The following is a 16,612-nucleotide window of genomic DNA, read 5'->3' as shown; positions in this document are numbered from 1 at the left end:
TCATCCGATGCGCTCGAGGGTGGCCGGCAACTCGGTGCGGCGGGACACGTTCAGCTTGCGGAAGATGCGCGTCAGGTGCTGCTCGACCGTGCTCACGGTGATGTAGAGCCGGGTGGCGATCTCCAGGTTCGTGTGACCCTCGGCGGCCAGGTGCGCCACCCGGAGTTCGGCGTCGCTGAGCTGCGCGGGCACGGTGGAGGCCGGATCGTCCCTGCGGGCCAGCGCCCGGGTGAGCGGCTCGGCGTGGCACTCCTTGGCCATGGCGCGGGCGCGCTGCTTGAGCATCCCGGCCCTGCGGTGCTCGCCGACGGCGTGGTAGGCCTCGGTGAGGTCGCACAGCAGGCGGGCGTACTCGTAGCGGTCGCCGCCCTCCTGGAGCGGCTCGGCGGCCTGGCGCAGCAGCGCCGGGCGCTCGTGGACCTCGCTGACGGCGGCCAGCAGGCGTAACGCCGAACCGCGGACCCGCCGGGACGGGGGCCCGCAGCGGGAGAGCTGCTCCTTCACGAGCCGCCTGGCCTCCTCTTCGTCGCCCAGCGCGATCAGGGCTTCGGCGGCGTCCAGCCGCCATGCGATGAAGCCGGGGGCGTCCAGGTCCCAGCGCGTCATCAGCTCGCCGCACAGCCGGAAGTCCCGCAGCGCCTGGCCGGGACGGTCGGCCGCCAGGTTGAGACGCCCCCTGCCCCGCAGGTACTGCAGGCCGTACCGGGTCTCCAGCATCGCCTCGGGGACGGGCAGGTTGACCTCGGGCAGGCAGTCGTCCAGCCGGCCCATCGCGCCGCCGGCCAGCAGCAGCGTGCCCAGCGGCCCGCCCACGGCCACCCCCCAGCTCCCGGCGGGGATGATCTCCAGGGCCCGCCGCGCGTCCCCTGCCGCCGCGGCCAGATCGCCCTCCCGGAGGCGGATCTCGGCCCGGATGGCGGACAGGCGGGCCCGGCGGCTGGGCGCGCGCCGGGCTTCGGCCTCGGCGATGAACGCGTCACACCACGGGGCGGCGCGGCCGGGGCGGTCGGTGTAGGTCAGGGCCAGCAGCGCCGTCTCCACCGTGTCCAGGGTCACCTCGTCGAGGCGGCAGCCGCGCAGGATGTGCTCGGCGGCGGCCATGGTCTCCTCACTGGGGCCGTCGGTGAGGACGTCGGCGAGCACGTCGGCCGACTGGATCCGGCGGCCGACGCCGAGGGCCGGGGCGGGCGGGACGCCGACCTCCGGCAGGTGCGGCAGGAACGACGGGTAGTGGGCGCGGAACCACGGGCGGGCGGCGGCGAGCTCGGCCGAGGTCTCCCGGTCGGGTTCGCGGAGCTCGCGCAGGCGGCCCACGACGTCCAGGGCGTCCTGGGCGTGGCCGTGCCAGAGCAGCGCCTTGGCCAGGACGACGGTCTCCCCGCCGCCGAGGTGGCCCTTGTGCAGGGCGTCGGTCAGCCCGGCCAGGTGGCCGGCGGGCGTGCCGGGGTCGATCCGCCATTCGGCCCGGACCAGCGCGGTGCCGATCCTGGCCCGGCGGCGCTCGTCGTCGCAGGCGCGCCAGGCCAGTCTGAGGTACTCGATCGCGGACTCCACGCCGTCGTCGCGGAGCGCGAGCCGGGCCGCCTCCTCCAGGGCCGACAGCGCCCACGGGTCGCCCGCGTGGCCGGCCTGGGCGAGGTGGCCGGCCACGACGTCGGCGGACGCGCCGTCGCGGTGGGCCAGTTCGGCGGCGCGGCGGTGCAGGTGGATGCGGTCGGCGGCGTCCAGTTCGGCCAGGACGGCCGAGCGCGCCGCCTCGTGCCGGAACCGGCCGCCGTCCAGCAGCCCGGCCCCGGCCATCGCCTGGAGCGACTTGGCGACGACGGCCTCGCTCTCGCCGAGGCCGAGCAGGCGGCTGATCGAGCCGGGCTCGCCCAGCACGGCCAGGCCGTACGCCGCCTCCTGGACGCACGGCCCCAGCCTGCGCACGCACGCCAGCACCGCCTCGCCGTAGCGGTCACCGGGGGCGCCGGTGACCTGGAGGTCCTCCAGCAGGGCGTCGACGAGCAGCCGGTTGCCGCCGCTCAGGGTGTGGACGAGCTCGCCGAACCGGTGGGCGGCGTCCTCGCCGAGCCGGGCGTCGACGCCCTCGCGGGACAGGTGGGTGAGTCGCACCGGACGGCAGTGCGGCTGCCTGAGCACCTCGGTGTGGAAGAGGGTGCGCAGGTGGGGGCTATGGTCGGGGGTGCTGAACACCAGCAGGACATTCGCGAACCTGATCCGCCTGGCCAGGTAGGCCAGGCACAGCTGTGAGGCGCGATCGGCGTGGTGCACGTCGTCGACCGTGATCACCAGCGGGCAGCGCCCGGCCAGTTCCAGCAGGACCACGCAGAGGGCGTCCACGATCTGCGCGTCCACGTGCTCGATCGACTCGGCGCCCGTGTCGCCGGCCAGCTGCCTGCGGGCGCCCTCGTGCAGGAGGCCGAGCATGGCGGCCCGCTGCTCGTCCGGCAGCGGCGCGTGGTGCAGCAGCTGGGACAGCACGCCCAGCGGCAGGCCGCTCTCGGCCGGCGAACCGGTGGCCGTCAGCGGCAGCGCGCCCTGGTCGAGGGCGTGCTCGGCGATCAGGTACAGCAGCTCGCTCTTGCCGGTCGCCACCGCGCCGGTGACCATCGCGATCCTGCCCTTGCCCGCGACCGCCTCGGCCAGCAGCACCCGCAGCGTCGCGATGCCCTCATGCGTGTCGTCCACCGTCGTCCCCTCTTCGTCAGTGCCCGGCGGCGGCCAGGTGGGCGGTCAGGTGGCCGTCCCTGGCGAGCCGGTCGGCGGCCGCGCGGACCGCGGAGAAGGCCGCCGCCGCGACGTCCCTGTCGATGCCCGCGCCCCAGGCGACCGCTCCGCCGCTGCGGCACTCGGCGTAGATCACGGTCTCGTCGCCGGACCTGACCGGCTGGTCCGGGGTGAGCTCGTCGTTGTCGAGCGGCCGCCCGGTGCGGTGCACCACGTCGACCCGGATGCCCCACGGGCTCAGCACCGAGCCGAGGGCGCCGAACGCGTCCGCCCGGACGCCGCCGACCTCGAACCCCCCGTCGACGTGCAGGGTCGCCGCGAGCGGTTCGCGGCCCACCGGGAGCGGGTCGGTCGGCTCGCCGTGGTAGAGGTACTCCTCGGAGAACAGCGCGCCGATCCGGTTCGGGCTCAGTTCGCCGCCGGCCGCGTCGGCGTGCCACTGCACCCGGGCCGACAGGTCGGCCTGCAGGCCGCGCGGCAGGTTCAGGCCGTGCCAGGCGCTCATCACGTACGCCACCCCGCCCTTGCCGGACTGGCCGTTCACCCGGACCACCGCCTCGTACGTCCGGCCCACGTCCTTGGGGTCCACCGGCAGGTACGGCACCTGCCACGGCAGCGCGTCGGGGGGCGTCCCCGTCTCCGCGGCCTGCCGGGCGCGGGCGTCGAAGCCCTTCTTGATGGCGTCCTGGTGCGACCCGGAGAACGCGGTGTAGACGAGGTCGCCGCCGTAGGGGTGGCGGGGGTGGACCGGCAGTCCGGTGCACCGCTCGACGGTGCGCCGGACCGCGTTGATCTCCGAGAAGTCGACGCCGGGGTCGACGCCGTGGCTGTACATGTTCATCGCGAGGGTGACCAGGCACACGTTGCCGGCGCGTTCTCCGTTGCCGAACAGGCAGCCCTCGACCCGTTCCGCGCCGGCCAGCAGGGCCAGCTCGGCGGAGGCGACCGCGGTGCCCCGGTCGTTGTGGGGGTGCACCGACAGGCAGACGTGCTCGCGATGGGACAGGTTGCGGTGCAGCCACTCGATCTGGTCGGCGAAGACGTTCGGGAGCGACCGCTCGACCGTCGTCGGGAAGTTCAGGATGATGCCGCGCCCGCGTTCGGGCTGCCAGACCCGCATGACGGCCTCGCACACCTCCAGGGCGAAGTCGGCCTCGGTCTCGTTGAACAGCTCGGGGGAGTACTGGTAGGCCAGGTCGCAGCCGGGCAGCGTCCGCTCGGCGTGGCGCATCATCGTCCGGGTGCCCCGGACGGCCAGGTCGCGCACGCCCGCCCGGTCGAGGTTGAACACGGTGCGGCGGAACAGGGGGGACGTCGCGTTGTAGATGTGGACGACCGCGCGGCGCGCGCCCTTCAGGGACTCCACGGTGCGCCGGATCTGGTCGTCACGGGCCTGGGTGAGCACGGTGATCGAGACGTCGTCCGGTATTCGGTCGCGTTCGATGAGCATGCGCACGAAGTCGTAATCGCTCCGGCTGGCCACCGGGAAACCGACCTCGATCTCCTTGTAGCCGATCCCCACGAGAAGTTCGAACATCTGGAGTTTGCGCTCGGGCGTCATCGGATCGGCGAGTGACTGATTGCCGTCCCGCAGGTCGGTGGAGAGCCACCGCGGCGCGGTGTCGATGCGGTTTCCCGGCCACGTGCGATCGGTCAGAACAAGGGGGGTGAATTCGGAATAACGCTCGACACCCTTCATCGTCGTATTTCCTTTCCTGTATGACTCCCGGCGGGTGGATCATGCAAGGAGGGGCCCGGCGCGGCCTGACCTGTGCGATTGCCTGTGGGGACCCCGGTGGGCGCAGAAGCTTGATATCCGGCGCCGGGTTGCCTAAGGTCGACTTGTTGAAAGTTGTACGATCCCTGATTCGCTGGCCTCAAGCTAATAGGGGCCGCCGAGCCCGGCAAGAAGGGGTGTCGGCAGTTCGGGGAAAGTAGCCCCGAGTGGTAAGGGGGGTATCAAAAGTTGTATTCCCGCCTGCAACTCTCGGATTATCCCCCTTAACCGGGCTCCGATTCCGGCGTATCAATCCGGTCATGGCGAGCACGTGGGTATCGGGCCGGGCATCCGGACCCTCCACCCTCAGACGCGCGATGAGAGCGCTGAGGTTCTGCGCGATCGAGGCCCGGCCGGCCGTGCTGGCCGTGTCCATGCTGAGATTCCTGGCTGGGGCGACGCTGGCACTGCCGGTCGCCGCCGCCCCCGACCCGGCGAAGGTGCTGCAGGGCGCCGCCGCCTGGGTGTTGTCGATCTTCGCGGTCTATGTGGGCAACGGCGTCTCGGACGTCCACGAGGACCGGGTCAACGGGTCCCGCCGGCCGATCGCCCGCAATGACCTGGACCCGCGCACGGCGGCCGCGGCGGCCGCGGTCACCGCGGCCCTGTCGCTGGTGGCGACCGCCGGGCTGCCCGCCGCGATGACCTGGGTCGTCGCGGCCAACCTGGTCCTCGGCTACCTGTACTCGGGCGCGCCGTTCCACCTGAAGCGGCGCTCGGGCGGCACCGTCGCGGTGGTCTGCGGGTCGGGGCTGCTGGCCTACGGGGGAGGGTTCACCGTGGTCGTCGACGGGGCGGACGGGGCCACGCCGCTCACCCTGATCATGTTCGCGACGGCCGCGACCTGCTGGATGACGCTCGTCGGCATCCCGGCCAAGGACCTGTCGGACATCGAGGGGGACGCCGCCGCCGGCCGGCGCACCATCGCGGTGATCTGGGGCGCGCGTGCGGCCGGGAACGTCATGTCAGCCGCCGCGCTGCTCCTGGCGGGGGCGTTCTGGGTGGCCAGTGCGGCGCTTTCGGCGCCGCTCACCGGGACCGCAGTGGCCATGTTCGCCGGAGCGGTGGCGGTCACCCTGGCGGGTCGCACCGCACACGCGGGCGCCGCCCGGGGCCGGCGGCGCAGACCTTACCGGGCCTTCATGACGACGCAATACGTGGTTCACATTACTGTCCTGTCCTCTAATATTGGGAAGGATATGTTGCTTTTGTGACGTAAGTGGGAGATTGTAGGCTCTCGCGCGTCCCAAATCGAGAGGGACTTCCTTGGGTGCTGATTTCGGGGCGGAGGGTGATCCGGCGAGATTCGTGGATGCGTGCCGGGCCGAAATCCTTGAGGAATTCGAGTCGGAGCTGCACGCCACCGGCAACACGCTCTCCACGGATCCGAACGCGGTTCGCCAGGCTCTTATGACGGCCCAGTACGTTCTCGACGACGTAGCCGCGACACTGCGCTCCGGAAAAGTGCAGGTCAGCGAACTCTATAAGTTTCACGCCTGGGAAGTCGGCACCAGCAGGGCGGCTTCCGGAGTTCATCCGAAGGCATCTCTTGAGGCGGGCTCACTTTTTTTCAGGTCCGCGCTCACACATCTGGCCCGGCAAATTGCGGCCGGTTCCGACAGCCCTACCGACGTCTTCGCGTTGGTCGCCGCCGGCATGGAGGAGAGCCTCTCGCGCCGGGTCAGGGAGGCCTCCGAGAGTTACCACGGGTTCCTGCTCAACGAGGTGCAGCAGGCGCAGGAGGAGGAGCGCCGCCGGATCGCGCGCGATCTGCACGACCGGATCGGTCACGGCGTCAGCGTCGCGCACCAGCAGCTCGCGCTGTCGGAGCTGCACCGTGGCACCGACCCCGCCAGGGCGGCCATCAAGATCGGGGTCGCCCAGCAGGCGATCCAGGAGGCGATGGAGCACCTCCGCCAGATCACCTCGGAACTGCACCCGCAGGTGCCGGTCAAGAGCCTGGAGAAGGCGCTGCTCGGGTTCCTCGAGGCGATCGAGGACAACGGGGTGTCGGTCGGTCTGGAGGTGAACGGCGACGAGTCGTGGGCCGAGCCGCGCGTCCTTGACGAGTCCTTCCTGATCATCCGCGAGGCGACCAGGAACGCGCTGACCCACGGCGGGCCGTCGGTGATCCTGATGCGGGTCGACATCGCCCCGCACGAACTCCAGGCGTTCGTGCAGGACAACGGCCGGGGCTTCGAGCCGTCGCGGGCCCGGGGCCGCGGCGTGGGGCTGGCCTCGATGCGGGAGCGGGCCGAGCTGCTCGGCGGCCGGCTGGCGATCACCAGCGACCCGGGCAGCGGCTGCCGGGTCGACCTGTCCATCCCGCTCAAGAGGCAGACCCGTGAGCCCGACGACCTCTAGCGGGAAGATCTCGGTCGCGCTCGTCGACGACCACGCCCTGTTCCGCGAGGGCCTGCGCGAGATCCTCGAATCCACCGCCGACCTGGTCATCGCCGGCGAGGCGGGCAACTCCTCCGACGCCGTACGGGTCGTGTGCGACACCCGCCCGGACGTGGTGCTGCTCGACGTGGAGATCCCCGGCGACGACGTGCTGGAGACCGTCACCCGGATCCGGACGCTGTCGCCGTCCACCCGGATCATCATCCTGAGCATGTACGACGGCCCGCACCTCCTCACCCGCCTGCTCGCGGCCGGGATCAGCGGCTACCTGCTCAAGAGCATCCACCGGCACGAACTGCTCGCGGCCGTCCGCGGCGTGTACGAGGACCCGGGCCGGGTCGTGCTCGCCGTGTCCCGCGCCAGCCTGGCCCAGGTGGAGGGCCCGCAGCCGGGGGTGCTGACCGACAAGGAGAAGGAGATCCTGCAACTGGCCGCGCAGGCGCTGAGCAACCTCCAGATCGCCCGCCGGCTCGGGCTGGCCGAGGCGACCGTCAAGCGGCACATGCGGAACATCTTCGTGAAGCTCAACGCGGTCTCCCGGATCGACGCGGTCAACAAGGCGATGGCGGCGTCGCTGATCCCGGCTCAGAGCAGGAGAGAGTCGGACTGATCGGCCGCCCCGGGCGGGAAGATCCGGCTGAGCTCGTCGCGGACGCCCGGGGCGAGCCGCACCTCGGAGGCGGCGAGGTTCATCTCCAGGTGCACCTCGTCGCGGGTGCTCGGCACCGGGACGACATGGTCGCCCTGGGACAGCAGCCAGCCGAGCGCCAGCCGGCCCGCGCCCAGGTCCAGCCGCGCGGCGACGTCCTCGACCGCACGCAGCGGGCCGAGGCCGCGGCGCAGGCCGGCGGGATGGAAGCGGGGGTCGCGGCGCCGCCAGTCGCCGGGCGTCAGCTGGCCGGCGGAGCGGATGCGGCCGGTGAGGAAGCCCCGGCCGACCGGGCGGGCGGCCACCACGCTGACGCCCAGCCGCCGGGCCTCGGCCAGCAGGCCGGGCTGGGCGCGCAGTCCCCACAGGGAGTACTCCACCGCGAGCGCGGCCACCGGATGGACGGCGCTGGCCTCGCGGAGCTGCCGCAGCGTCCCGCCGGACAGGCCGACATGGCGGACCTTCCCGGCTCTGACCAGGTCGGCCAGCCCGGACATGCTCTCCTCGACGGGGGCGTCCCGGTGCGGGGAGCGCAGGTAGTAGACGTCGATGGCGTCCACGTCGAGGCGTTTCAGCGACGCCTCGCACGCCTGCGCGGTGCCGCTCCCTCGGGTGCAGACGACGATCTCCTCGCGGCGGCTCGCGACCGCCCGGCCGATCAGGCGCTCGACCTGGCCGTCGTCGTAGAGGTCGGCGGTGTCGACGATGCTGACGCCGGCGTCCAGCGCGCGGCCGATCAGGTGGAGCGCGTCGCCGGGGTCCACCGACCCGTACGCCCCTGACAGCGCGAGGGTGCCGAGCCCGATATTGGAGATCACCGGGCCGTCCCGCCCGAGTCTCGTAAAACGCAATTTCCCCCCTCGGCGAGCGCAGTGGCGGTCAAAGTCCGCTCAAAAGCGTACAGTGACGGTTCGGCCGGTGCCGGTTTCCCGGAGAAACAGGGGAATCCCCGTCGGGCGTCGGGGTGACGGGTAACAGGGGGGTGCTAGGGGTGCCGGGACGAGGGGCCGCTGATTAGGTTCGGAGTCAGTGGAATCTGTGCGGGAGAGATTATTGAAATGGCTCAACATTATCTCTTCGAGAATTTATGGGCCCGATGATGGGCGACGGTTTCATATTCCGGGTGCTCGGCCCCATGCAGGTCCTGCGCGACGGCGTCGAGTTGCGGATCTGCGCCGGCCGCGAGCTGGCGATACTGGCCGGCCTGGTGCTCAACGCGGGCCGCGCGGTCAGCGTCGACCGCCTGATCGAGACGGTCTGGACGGAGGCCGCGCCCCCCAGCGCGCGCCGCCAGATCGCCATCTGCGTGTCCCGGCTCCGCCGCGTCCTGGGCGCCGGCGTGATCGAGACGTCCAGCCCCGGCTACCTGATCCGCCCAGCCCCCGACAGCATCGACTGGCTGCGGTTCCAGTCCCTGGTGGCCCGCTCCCGGGGCGAGGCCGCGGCGAAGAACCCGGAGCAGGCGGTCCGGCTGCTGCGGGAGGCGCTCGCGCTCTGGCGCGGGAACCCCTTCGAGGACATCCGGGGCCTGCGCTTCGACGTGGCCCGGATGGAGGAGTCCCGGCTGGAGGCCGCCGAGGGCTGCCTGGAGCTGGAGATCGAACTGGGCCACCACCACCAGGTGATCCCCGAACTGCTGGCGCTGGTCGCCGAGCACCCGTTCCGCGAGCGGGTCAGGGCCCAGCTCATGCTGGCCCAGTACCGGGCCGGCCGACGCGCCGACGCGCTGCGCACCTACCAGGAGACCCGCCGCTACCTGCGCGACCAGATCGGCCTGGAGCCCGGCCCCGCGCTGCGCCACCTGCACGAGCGCATCCTGCGCGACGAGTCCGGCCTGATGCGGCAGCCCGCGCACCGGGCCGGACTCGTCGTGCCCTCCCAGCTCCCGCCCCGGGTCCTGCCGTTCGTCGGGCGGGGGGAGGAACTGGCCGCGCTGGACGCGGTGCTGCGGCCCGACCCCGAGGTGGCGTTGCCCGGCACGACCGTGCTGAGCGGCCCGGCCGGCATCGGCAAGACCGCGCTGGCGTTGCGGTGGGCGCACGACCGGGCCGACTGGTTCCCCGACGGTCAGCTGTTCGCCGACCTGGAGGAGACCGAGCCCGCCGCCGTGCTGGGACGGTTCCTGCGCGCGCTCGGCGTGCCACGCGCCGACATCCCCGCCGACCGCGACGAGAAGGTCGCGCTGTTCCGCAGCTGGACGGCCCGCCGCCGGATGGTCGTGGTGCTCGACCGGGCCGTAGACGCCGCCCAGGTCCTGCCGCTGCTGCCCGGCGGCGCGAACTGCCGGGTGATCGTGACCAGCACCGACCCGCTCGACGAGCTGGTGGCCCGGCAGGGCGCGCACCGCGAGTTCGTCCGGCCGCTCGCCGCCGAGGCCGCCAGGGAACTGGCCGGGCTGCTGGCCGGCCCGGCCGGGGGGCAGGCCGTAACGGATCTGCTGGCGCGCTCCTGCGGCAATCCGCTGCGGTTGCGGATGGGGGCCGCCCGGATCCGCTCCCTGTCGGTCACTCCCGCGCCAGGATGACGTCGAGCGCCTTCTCCAGTCCGGCGTGGTCGCCGCTCCGGGTACGCCAGCCGACATGGCCGTCGGGGCGGACCAGGACCGCGCCCTCCGGGCCGACGCCGTACGCCTCGGCCCACTCCGCCGAGTCGATCTCCACCACCTTCACCCCCGGGGCCGGCGCCCATCCGCTGCCCGCCGCCGTGAGCAGGGTGAACGCCGGGCCGAGCAGGTCGAGCGTGGACACGCCGGGTGACACCCAGACGTGCGGGGCGCGGTGGCCCGGCCGGGCGGTCGGCACATACGTCCGGTACGGATCGGCCGGCATGGGCTCCGGCGTGCCGTCCGGGACGACGGCGGCCGAGTCGTAGTGGAAGCCCAGCACCAGCCCCTCCGACCCGCGCCGCCCCGCCTGCTGCTCGATGGCCTCGTGCATGGACAGCCGTCCGGCCATCATCTTGAACGTGATCATGGCGTTGACCAGGCTCTCGTCCACGGTGCGCACCGCGATCGGGCGGCGTTCCTCCGCGTAGGTGTCCAGCAGTCGCGGGCCGGCCTCGCCGCGCAGGACGGCGGCCAGCTTCCAGGCCAGGTTGTGGGCGTCCTGGATGCCGCAGTTCATGCCGAACCCGCCCTGCGGGGTGGCCACGTGCGCGGCGTCCCCGGCCAGGTAGACAGGGTTTTTGGCGAACTCGGCGGCGACCGCCGCCTGCTGGAGCCAGGGCATCACGCCGACGATGTCGACCGGGTGGCCGGGGATGCCGATCGCCGAACGTACGGCGGCCAGGCAGTACTCCTCGGTGAAGTCGTCGGCGCTGCCGCCCCTGGCGGGGTCGTACCCGGTCTGCATGATCCAGCGACGGCGGTTGTCGACCGCCTCGATCGCGCCGCCCGGGGTGCTGCGGACGAAGGAGAGGGCGGCGCGGCGGCCGGGGGGCAGGAAGTCGAAGTCGGCGTCGAACATGATGCTGACCATGTGCCCGAGCGGGGGCGGGCCTTCCATGGCGATGCCGAGCCGCTCGCGGATCGCGCTGCGGCCGCCGTCTGCGGCGATCAGGTAGCGGGCCCTGACCCGGGTGGCGACCCCGCCCGCGACCACGGTCGCCAGCACCCCGTCACGGTCGATCCGCAGGTCGGTCATGGTGGTGCCGAAGCGCACGTCGGCGGCCGACTCGGCGACCCGGCGCAGGATCACTTCAAGGACGTCCTGGGAGCACAGATAGGTGTAGGTCGGGCTCTGCGCCGCGTCCTCGGCGATGGCCGCCGCCTTGCGCAGGTAGTCGCCGGCGCTCAGCGAGGTGCCGACGCCGACCGCCAGCACGTCCTCGCGCGGCATGCCGGCCCGCTCCACCTCGTCCTGGATGCCCCAGGAGCGCAGGATCTCCATCGTCCGGGTGGAGACGAGCCGCGCTTTCGGAAAAAGAGATGTATCCGGATGTTTTTCGACGAGTAACGAAGATATTTCGTGCCGGGACAACTCGATGGACGCCGCCAGTCCGACCGGACCGCCGCCGACGATCAAAATCTCGACGTTCTCGACGCGTGCTTCGTCCACGGAGCCAGAATCATATGTCGCCTAATGTGCGTCAATCCGTGGATAACCCGGTGATACAGCCGTGATATCGCGCCTTAGTAGCTTGATTCTTGAAGTTTCGGACTATTTCTGAGTGCGATTGTCTGGAGACGACGATGCTCTTTGCCGAAGGCTCCGTGGCCCTGGTTACGGGTGGCTCCCGCGGAATCGGCCGGGCCGTCGCGCTCGACCTCGCCGCCGAGGGCGCGCACGTCATCGTCAACTACGCCCGCTCCGAGGCGGACGCCAAGGAGGTCGTCACCCTCATCGAGGAGCGCGGCGGCACCGCGACGGCCGTTCGCGCGGACGTCACCGACGAGGACGCGGTGCGGGCGATGTTCCGCGAGGTCCGCGCCGTCCGGGGCCGGCTCGACATCCTGGTGACCAGCGCCGGCATCACCCTCGACCGCTACCTCGTCGCGATGAACCTGGAGCAGTTCCGCACGCCGATGGACGTCAACGTGGTCGGCACGTTCCTGGCCTGCCGGGAGGGCCTGCGGCTGATGCAGCACCAGCGCCGCGGGGCGATCGTGACGCTGTCGTCCACCAGCGGCCTGGACGGCGGCTTCCCCGGCCAGACCAACTACGTGGCGTCCAAGGGCGCGATCATCGCGTTCACCCGGGCGCTGTCCAACGAGGCCGCCCCCCACGGGGTGCGCGCGAACGTCGTCGCGCCCGGTTTCGTCGCCACCGACATGACCCGCAGGGTGCCCGCCGAGATCAGGAAGCAGTACGAGTCCCGCATCCGGCTGGGCCGGATGGGGCGGCCCGAGGAGATCGCCTCGATCGTCAGCTTCCTCGCATCCGACAAGGCGTCCTACATCTCCGGCTCTGTCGTGGTCGCCCACGGCGGCGGCCTCGGCTGAAGAACCCAACGCCGAAGAACCAACTGGAGGACAGATGACCGTCGACGAGCTCCGCGCCAAGGCCGCCGAGCGCCAGCAGACGTGCAGCCAGATCAAGAAGATGATCGTGTCCCGCCTCGACCTGGAGGTCGAACCCGACTGGATCACCGACGACCAGCCACTCTTCGGGCGCGGCCTCGAACTCGACAGCCTGGACGTGCTGGAACTGTACGTCGCGATCGAGGCCGAGTTCGGGGTGGCCCTGTACGACAGCGAGATGGCCGTCTTCGGCTCCATCTCCCGCCTGGCCGACGAGGTCGATCCGCGGCTCGGGGCGACCGCATGACGATCGTGGCGGCGGCCCCCGTCACCGGGCTGAGCAACGACCAGATCCGCGAGGTGCTGCCGCACCGCTGGCCGATGCTGCTGCTGGACCGGGTCGGCAAGGTCGAACCCGGCACGAAGGGCACGGCGACCAAGAACGTCACCGGCACCGAGCTGTGGTTCCAGGGCCACTTCCCGACCGAGGCGGTGCTGCCCGGCGTGGTGATGATCGAGGCCATGGCGCAGCTCGCCGGCCTGGTCTTCGCCCTGGCCGGGGCCAGCCGGATCAGCTACCTGGCCGGAGTCAGGTCGATGCGGTTCCGCCGCCCCGTCGTCCCCGGCGACCGGCTCACCCTGACCGCCGAGCGGACCGGAGGCGGCGCGGGCTTCGCCGAGTTCCGGGTCTCGGCCCGGGTCGACGGCCAGGTCGCGGCCGAAGGAATCCTCACCATCGTCGATCCGGCGGGCAACGCCGCCGAAGGAAAGGTGTGACCCCGATGACCGACATCGTTTACGGCCAGGTGGGCGACGCCACCGTCCCGCTCCGCTTCACCGACCTGTCGGACGAGTACAAGGTGCTCAGGGAACGGGCCGTGGCGCTGGACCTGAGCGGGCACACGCTGATCGAGATCAGCGGTCCCGGCGCGGTGGACTTCGCGCAGCGGGTGCTGGCCCGCGACGTCGAGTACCTGACCTCCGAGCGCTGCATGATGAGCCTGGTGCTGGACGACGACGGGCGGGTCGTCGACCAGGTCCTGGCGTTCGGCCGGGAGGACGGGCTGCTGCTGGAGAGCTCGGTCGGGGCGGGCACCCGGCTGCTGGAGCATCTGCGGGCGGTCAACGACGAGGACGTGGAGATCGTCGACCGTTCGGCCGACCTGACGGTGATCGGGCTCGAAGGCCCGTACGCGTGGGGCGTGGTCGGCCGCCTGATCGACGGCGAGCTGGCCTCGCTGCCCTTCGAGGCGGTGTCGGACACCGTGTGGAACGACGTCGAGATCATCTTCGCCCGGACCGGGTTCACCGGCGAGTACGGCTACCAGATGATCGTGCCGGTCGAATCCGCCGCCGACCTGTGGCGGGCCACTCTGGAGCACGTCACCCCCTCCGGGCAGGAGGCGCTGGAGCTGGCCATGCTGGAGGTCCGCCAGCCCATCCCCCGGCTGGAGACCGCCGGCGACGTCAACGTGATCGAGATCGGCGCCAACTGGCTGGTCGACATCACCAAGGACGAGTTCGTCGGCAAGGAGGCCGTGCTCGCCGCGTTCGAGTCGCGGCAGGGCCGCAGGACCGTCGGCTTCTCCGGCGGCGACACCGTGCCCGAGCCGGGCGCGCGCGTCCTGGCCGGCGGCGAGGACGTCGGCGAGGTGGTGTTCGCGGTGCGCAGCGTCGGCCTCGGCACGACGCTCGGCCTGGCCAGGGTGGAGGCCGGACTGGCCGCCGCCGGGCTGGAGCTCACCGTGGAAGGCGCCGGTGTGACCACGCTGACCAGCCCTTACATCGTGCCCAAGAGCTGGAGCATTCCGATCATCTGATCGGTCCGCCAGGTAAGGAGATCCAGTATGGCGCTGCGGCCCGTCGTCGTCACCGGCCTGGGAGTCATCTGTGCCATCGGCCGGGACCCCGAAGAGTTCTGGCACCGGCTCACCACCGGCCAGGGCGGCCTCACCCCCATCCGGGACCCGGCCTTCGAGGTCTTCGAGGCCCGGTACGCCGGGCAGGTCCCGGACGAGTGGATCACCGGGCAGCTGCCCGGGCCCGACACCGCCCTCGACCGCACCGCCGGGCTCGCCCTGATCGCGGCCCGCCAGGCGATCGCCCAGGCGGGGCTGACCGGCATCGACGCCACCCGGTTCGGGATGATCCTCGGCAAGTGCCAGGCCACCCCGGACGCGGCCGGCCACTACCAGCCCATGCACCACACCCAGGACGTGATCGCCGACCGGCTGGGCATGCGCGGCCCCCGCATCCTGGTGTCCACGGCCTGCGCGGCCGGCGGCAACGCGGTCGGGCTGGCCAAGGACAAGATCCGCGCCGGGGAGGCCGACGCCGTCCTGGCCGGCGGCGTCGACCCGCTGCTGTTCGGCACCTACGCCGGCTTCGCCGGGCTCAAGGCCCTGAGCACCGGCCCGTGCCGGCCCTACAGCCACTCCGACGGCCTGAACCTCGGCGAAGGAGCCGCGTTCCTGCTGCTGGAGCCGCTGGACCTGGCGCTGGCCCGGGGCGCGGTCCCGCTGGCCGAGGTCGCCGGGTACGGCCTGTCGGCCGACGCCTACCACGCCACCGCCCCCGACCCCACCGGCCGCGGCGGGGTGTCCGCGATGCGGCGGGCGCTCGCCGACGCCGGCCTGACCACCGACGACGTCGGCTACGTCAGCGGGCACGGCACGGGCACCCCCGCCAACGACGCGATGGAGGCCAAGGTCATGCGCGCGGCCTTCGGGCCGCGTGCCGGGCAGGTGCCGACCAGCAGCATCAAGTCGTTCGTCGGCCACACCCTGGGCGCGGCCGGCGCGGTCGAGGCGGTCGCCGCCGTGCTCGCCCTGCGCGACGGCATCGCGCCGCCCACGATCGGCTTCGACCCGGGCGCCGTGCCCGGCGACCTCGACTTCGTGCCGAACCGCGCGCGCAAGCTCTCGACCGACACGGTCGTCTCCAACAACTACGCGTTCGGCGGCAACAACGTCTCGCTGGTCCTGACCACGCCGGACGCCGGCCGGGAGTACGCCGAACCGTCCCCGCGGGAGGTCGTGATCACCGGGCTCGGCCCGGTCACCGGGCTCGGGGCCGGCATCGCCGAGACCACCGAGGCCCTCCTGGCCGGCCGCCGGGCGCCGGGCGCGCGGCCCGCCCTGGAGGGCAGGACGTTCGCGCCCCGCTCACTGTGGCGGCACATGAACCACCTGTCCCGGATGGCCATCGCGGCCGCCCGGCTGAGCTGGGAGGACGCCGGGCTGAAGCTGCCCAGGAAGGAACTCGACGACGTCGGGCTGGTGTTCGCCACCGGCGCCGGGTCGGCGGAGAGCACCGGCGGCTTCGACGACAGCATCGCGGCCAACCCGAACAAGCCCGCCGTGCTCAGCTTCTCCAACGTGGTGCTGAACGCCACCGGCGGCGCGGTCTGCCAGACCCTCGGGCTGCGCGGGCCGACCACGACGATCTGCAACGGCGGGGCGTCGGCGTCGATCGCCCTGGACTGCGCGGTGGAGATGATCAGCGCGGGCAAGGCGGACGTGGTCGTGGTGGTGGCCGCCGACGAGCACGTCGGCGTGGTGCCGCAGGACGCGTTCGTGTCGCCGTACGACCGGGACTCCGGACGGGTGCCCGGGTCGGCGGCGGTCGCGTTCGTGGTGGAGGCGGCCGACCACTGCGCGGCGCGGGGCGGGAGCCCCTACGCGCGGGTGCTGGGCGCCGGCCACGTCGGCGGCCCCTTCGACGGGCTCACCGGACTCGCCGGTCTCACCGGACCGCTCGACCTGGTGGTCGGCGCGGCCACCGGAGGCGACGACGACGCCGAGGAGGCCGCCTCCGTGCTGGCCGCGCTGCCCGGCGTGCCGCTGACCGCGTCGGCCGGGCTCACCGGCGACTGCCAGGCCGCGACCGGCGCCCTGAACATCGCGCTGGCCGCGCTCGCGATCAGGGACGGGGTCGCTCCCGCCCTGACCGGGCTGGCCACGCCGGCGGCGGGCACGCTCGCCGACTACCTGAGCGAACCGGAGCTGCCGGAGCCGGCCCGGCGGGCGCTGGTGCTCAGCGCCGCGCCCGGCTCGGTGCGCGGCGCCGTCCTGCTGGGGGCGTTATGACCCTCTTC

Annotated in this window: 13 protein-coding genes; 9 read left to right on the top strand and 4 right to left on the bottom strand. The window is 72.4% G+C overall.

Annotated features, from left to right (window positions below; translation table 11 throughout):
• Window positions 1–2,691: an AAA family ATPase gene (locus tag FDA94_RS31310; protein ID WP_246060252.1), complete on the bottom strand. Its 2,691-nt coding sequence runs from the start codon at window positions 2,689–2,691 to the stop codon at window positions 1–3.
• 16 nt (window positions 2,692–2,707) lie between these two features.
• The gene (locus tag FDA94_RS31305; RefSeq protein WP_137250671.1) at window positions 2,708–4,429 is read right to left on the bottom strand and encodes a 2-isopropylmalate synthase; all 1,722 of its coding nucleotides are present in this window, start codon (window positions 4,427–4,429) and stop codon (window positions 2,708–2,710) included.
• A gap of 395 nt (window positions 4,430–4,824) precedes the next feature.
• On the opposite strand from FDA94_RS31305, the gene FDA94_RS31300 reads away from it, so the two are divergent.
• The 3 genes from FDA94_RS31300 to FDA94_RS31290 all read left to right on the top strand — a co-directional run bounded on the left by FDA94_RS31300 (window position 4,825) and on the right by FDA94_RS31290 (window position 7,520).
• On the top strand, window positions 4,825–5,721 hold the full coding sequence (locus FDA94_RS31300; protein WP_170991211.1) for a UbiA family prenyltransferase: 897 nt from the start codon (window positions 4,825–4,827) through the stop codon (window positions 5,719–5,721).
• A gap of 442 nt (window positions 5,722–6,163) precedes the next feature.
• Complete coding sequence (locus FDA94_RS31295) at window positions 6,164–6,871, top strand: sensor histidine kinase (RefSeq protein WP_170991210.1); 708 nt, start codon at window positions 6,164–6,166, stop codon at window positions 6,869–6,871.
• Entirely contained in the window at window positions 6,852–7,520 is a 669-nt protein-coding gene (locus FDA94_RS31290; protein WP_137250668.1) for a response regulator, read from the top strand. The genes FDA94_RS31295 and FDA94_RS31290 overlap by 20 nt, the downstream gene beginning before the upstream one ends.
• Here the strand turns inward: FDA94_RS31290 and FDA94_RS31285 are convergent.
• Complete coding sequence (locus FDA94_RS31285) at window positions 7,496–8,377, bottom strand: aldo/keto reductase (protein ID WP_170991209.1); 882 nt, start codon at window positions 8,375–8,377, stop codon at window positions 7,496–7,498. The two genes, FDA94_RS31290 and FDA94_RS31285, sit on opposite strands and share 25 nt — an antisense overlap.
• Before the next feature lie 305 nt (window positions 8,378–8,682).
• Between FDA94_RS31285 and FDA94_RS31280 the strand changes: the two genes are divergently transcribed.
• Window positions 8,683–10,083, top strand: a complete 1,401-nt coding sequence (locus FDA94_RS31280) for an AfsR/SARP family transcriptional regulator (protein ID WP_212735586.1) — start codon at window positions 8,683–8,685, stop codon at window positions 10,081–10,083.
• On the opposite strand, the gene FDA94_RS31275 is transcribed toward FDA94_RS31280, so the two are convergent.
• Window positions 10,064–11,614, bottom strand: coding sequence for an FAD-dependent monooxygenase (locus tag FDA94_RS31275; protein ID WP_137250665.1), 1,551 nt, complete (start codon window positions 11,612–11,614; stop codon window positions 10,064–10,066). The genes FDA94_RS31280 and FDA94_RS31275 overlap by 20 nt on opposite strands.
• A 134-nt stretch (window positions 11,615–11,748) precedes the next feature.
• Between FDA94_RS31275 and FDA94_RS31270 the strand changes: the two genes are divergently transcribed.
• The 5 genes from FDA94_RS31270 to FDA94_RS31250 are packed head-to-tail and all read left to right on the top strand — an operon-like array spanning window position 11,749 to window position 16,604.
• Window positions 11,749–12,498, top strand: a complete 750-nt coding sequence (locus FDA94_RS31270) for a 3-oxoacyl-ACP reductase family protein (protein ID WP_137250664.1) — start codon at window positions 11,749–11,751, stop codon at window positions 12,496–12,498.
• 34 nt (window positions 12,499–12,532) lie between these two features.
• Window positions 12,533–12,823 carry an acyl carrier protein gene (locus tag FDA94_RS31265; RefSeq protein ID WP_137250663.1) on the top strand — a complete coding sequence of 97 codons (291 nt, stop codon included), beginning with the start codon at window positions 12,533–12,535 and terminating at the stop codon, window positions 12,821–12,823.
• Entirely contained in the window at window positions 12,820–13,293 is a 474-nt protein-coding gene (gene fabZ, locus FDA94_RS31260) for a 3-hydroxyacyl-ACP dehydratase FabZ (RefSeq protein ID WP_137250662.1), read from the top strand. The genes FDA94_RS31265 and fabZ overlap by 4 nt, the downstream gene beginning before the upstream one ends.
• Window positions 13,294–13,298: 5 nt before the next feature.
• On the top strand, window positions 13,299–14,336 hold the full coding sequence (locus FDA94_RS31255) for an aminomethyl transferase family protein (protein WP_137250661.1): 1,038 nt from the start codon (window positions 13,299–13,301) through the stop codon (window positions 14,334–14,336).
• A gap of 27 nt (window positions 14,337–14,363) precedes the next feature.
• Entirely contained in the window at window positions 14,364–16,604 is a 2,241-nt protein-coding gene (locus FDA94_RS31250) for a beta-ketoacyl synthase N-terminal-like domain-containing protein (protein ID WP_137250660.1), read from the top strand.
• Window positions 16,605–16,612 lie beyond the last annotated feature (8 nt).

This window comes from Herbidospora galbida, from assembly GCF_005233835.1.
In the GTDB taxonomy this organism is placed as follows: domain Bacteria; phylum Actinomycetota; class Actinomycetes; order Streptosporangiales; family Streptosporangiaceae; genus Herbidospora; species Herbidospora galbida.
The sequence above is the reverse complement of the archived record's forward strand: the minus strand, read 5'-3'. Positions and strand labels throughout refer to the sequence as shown.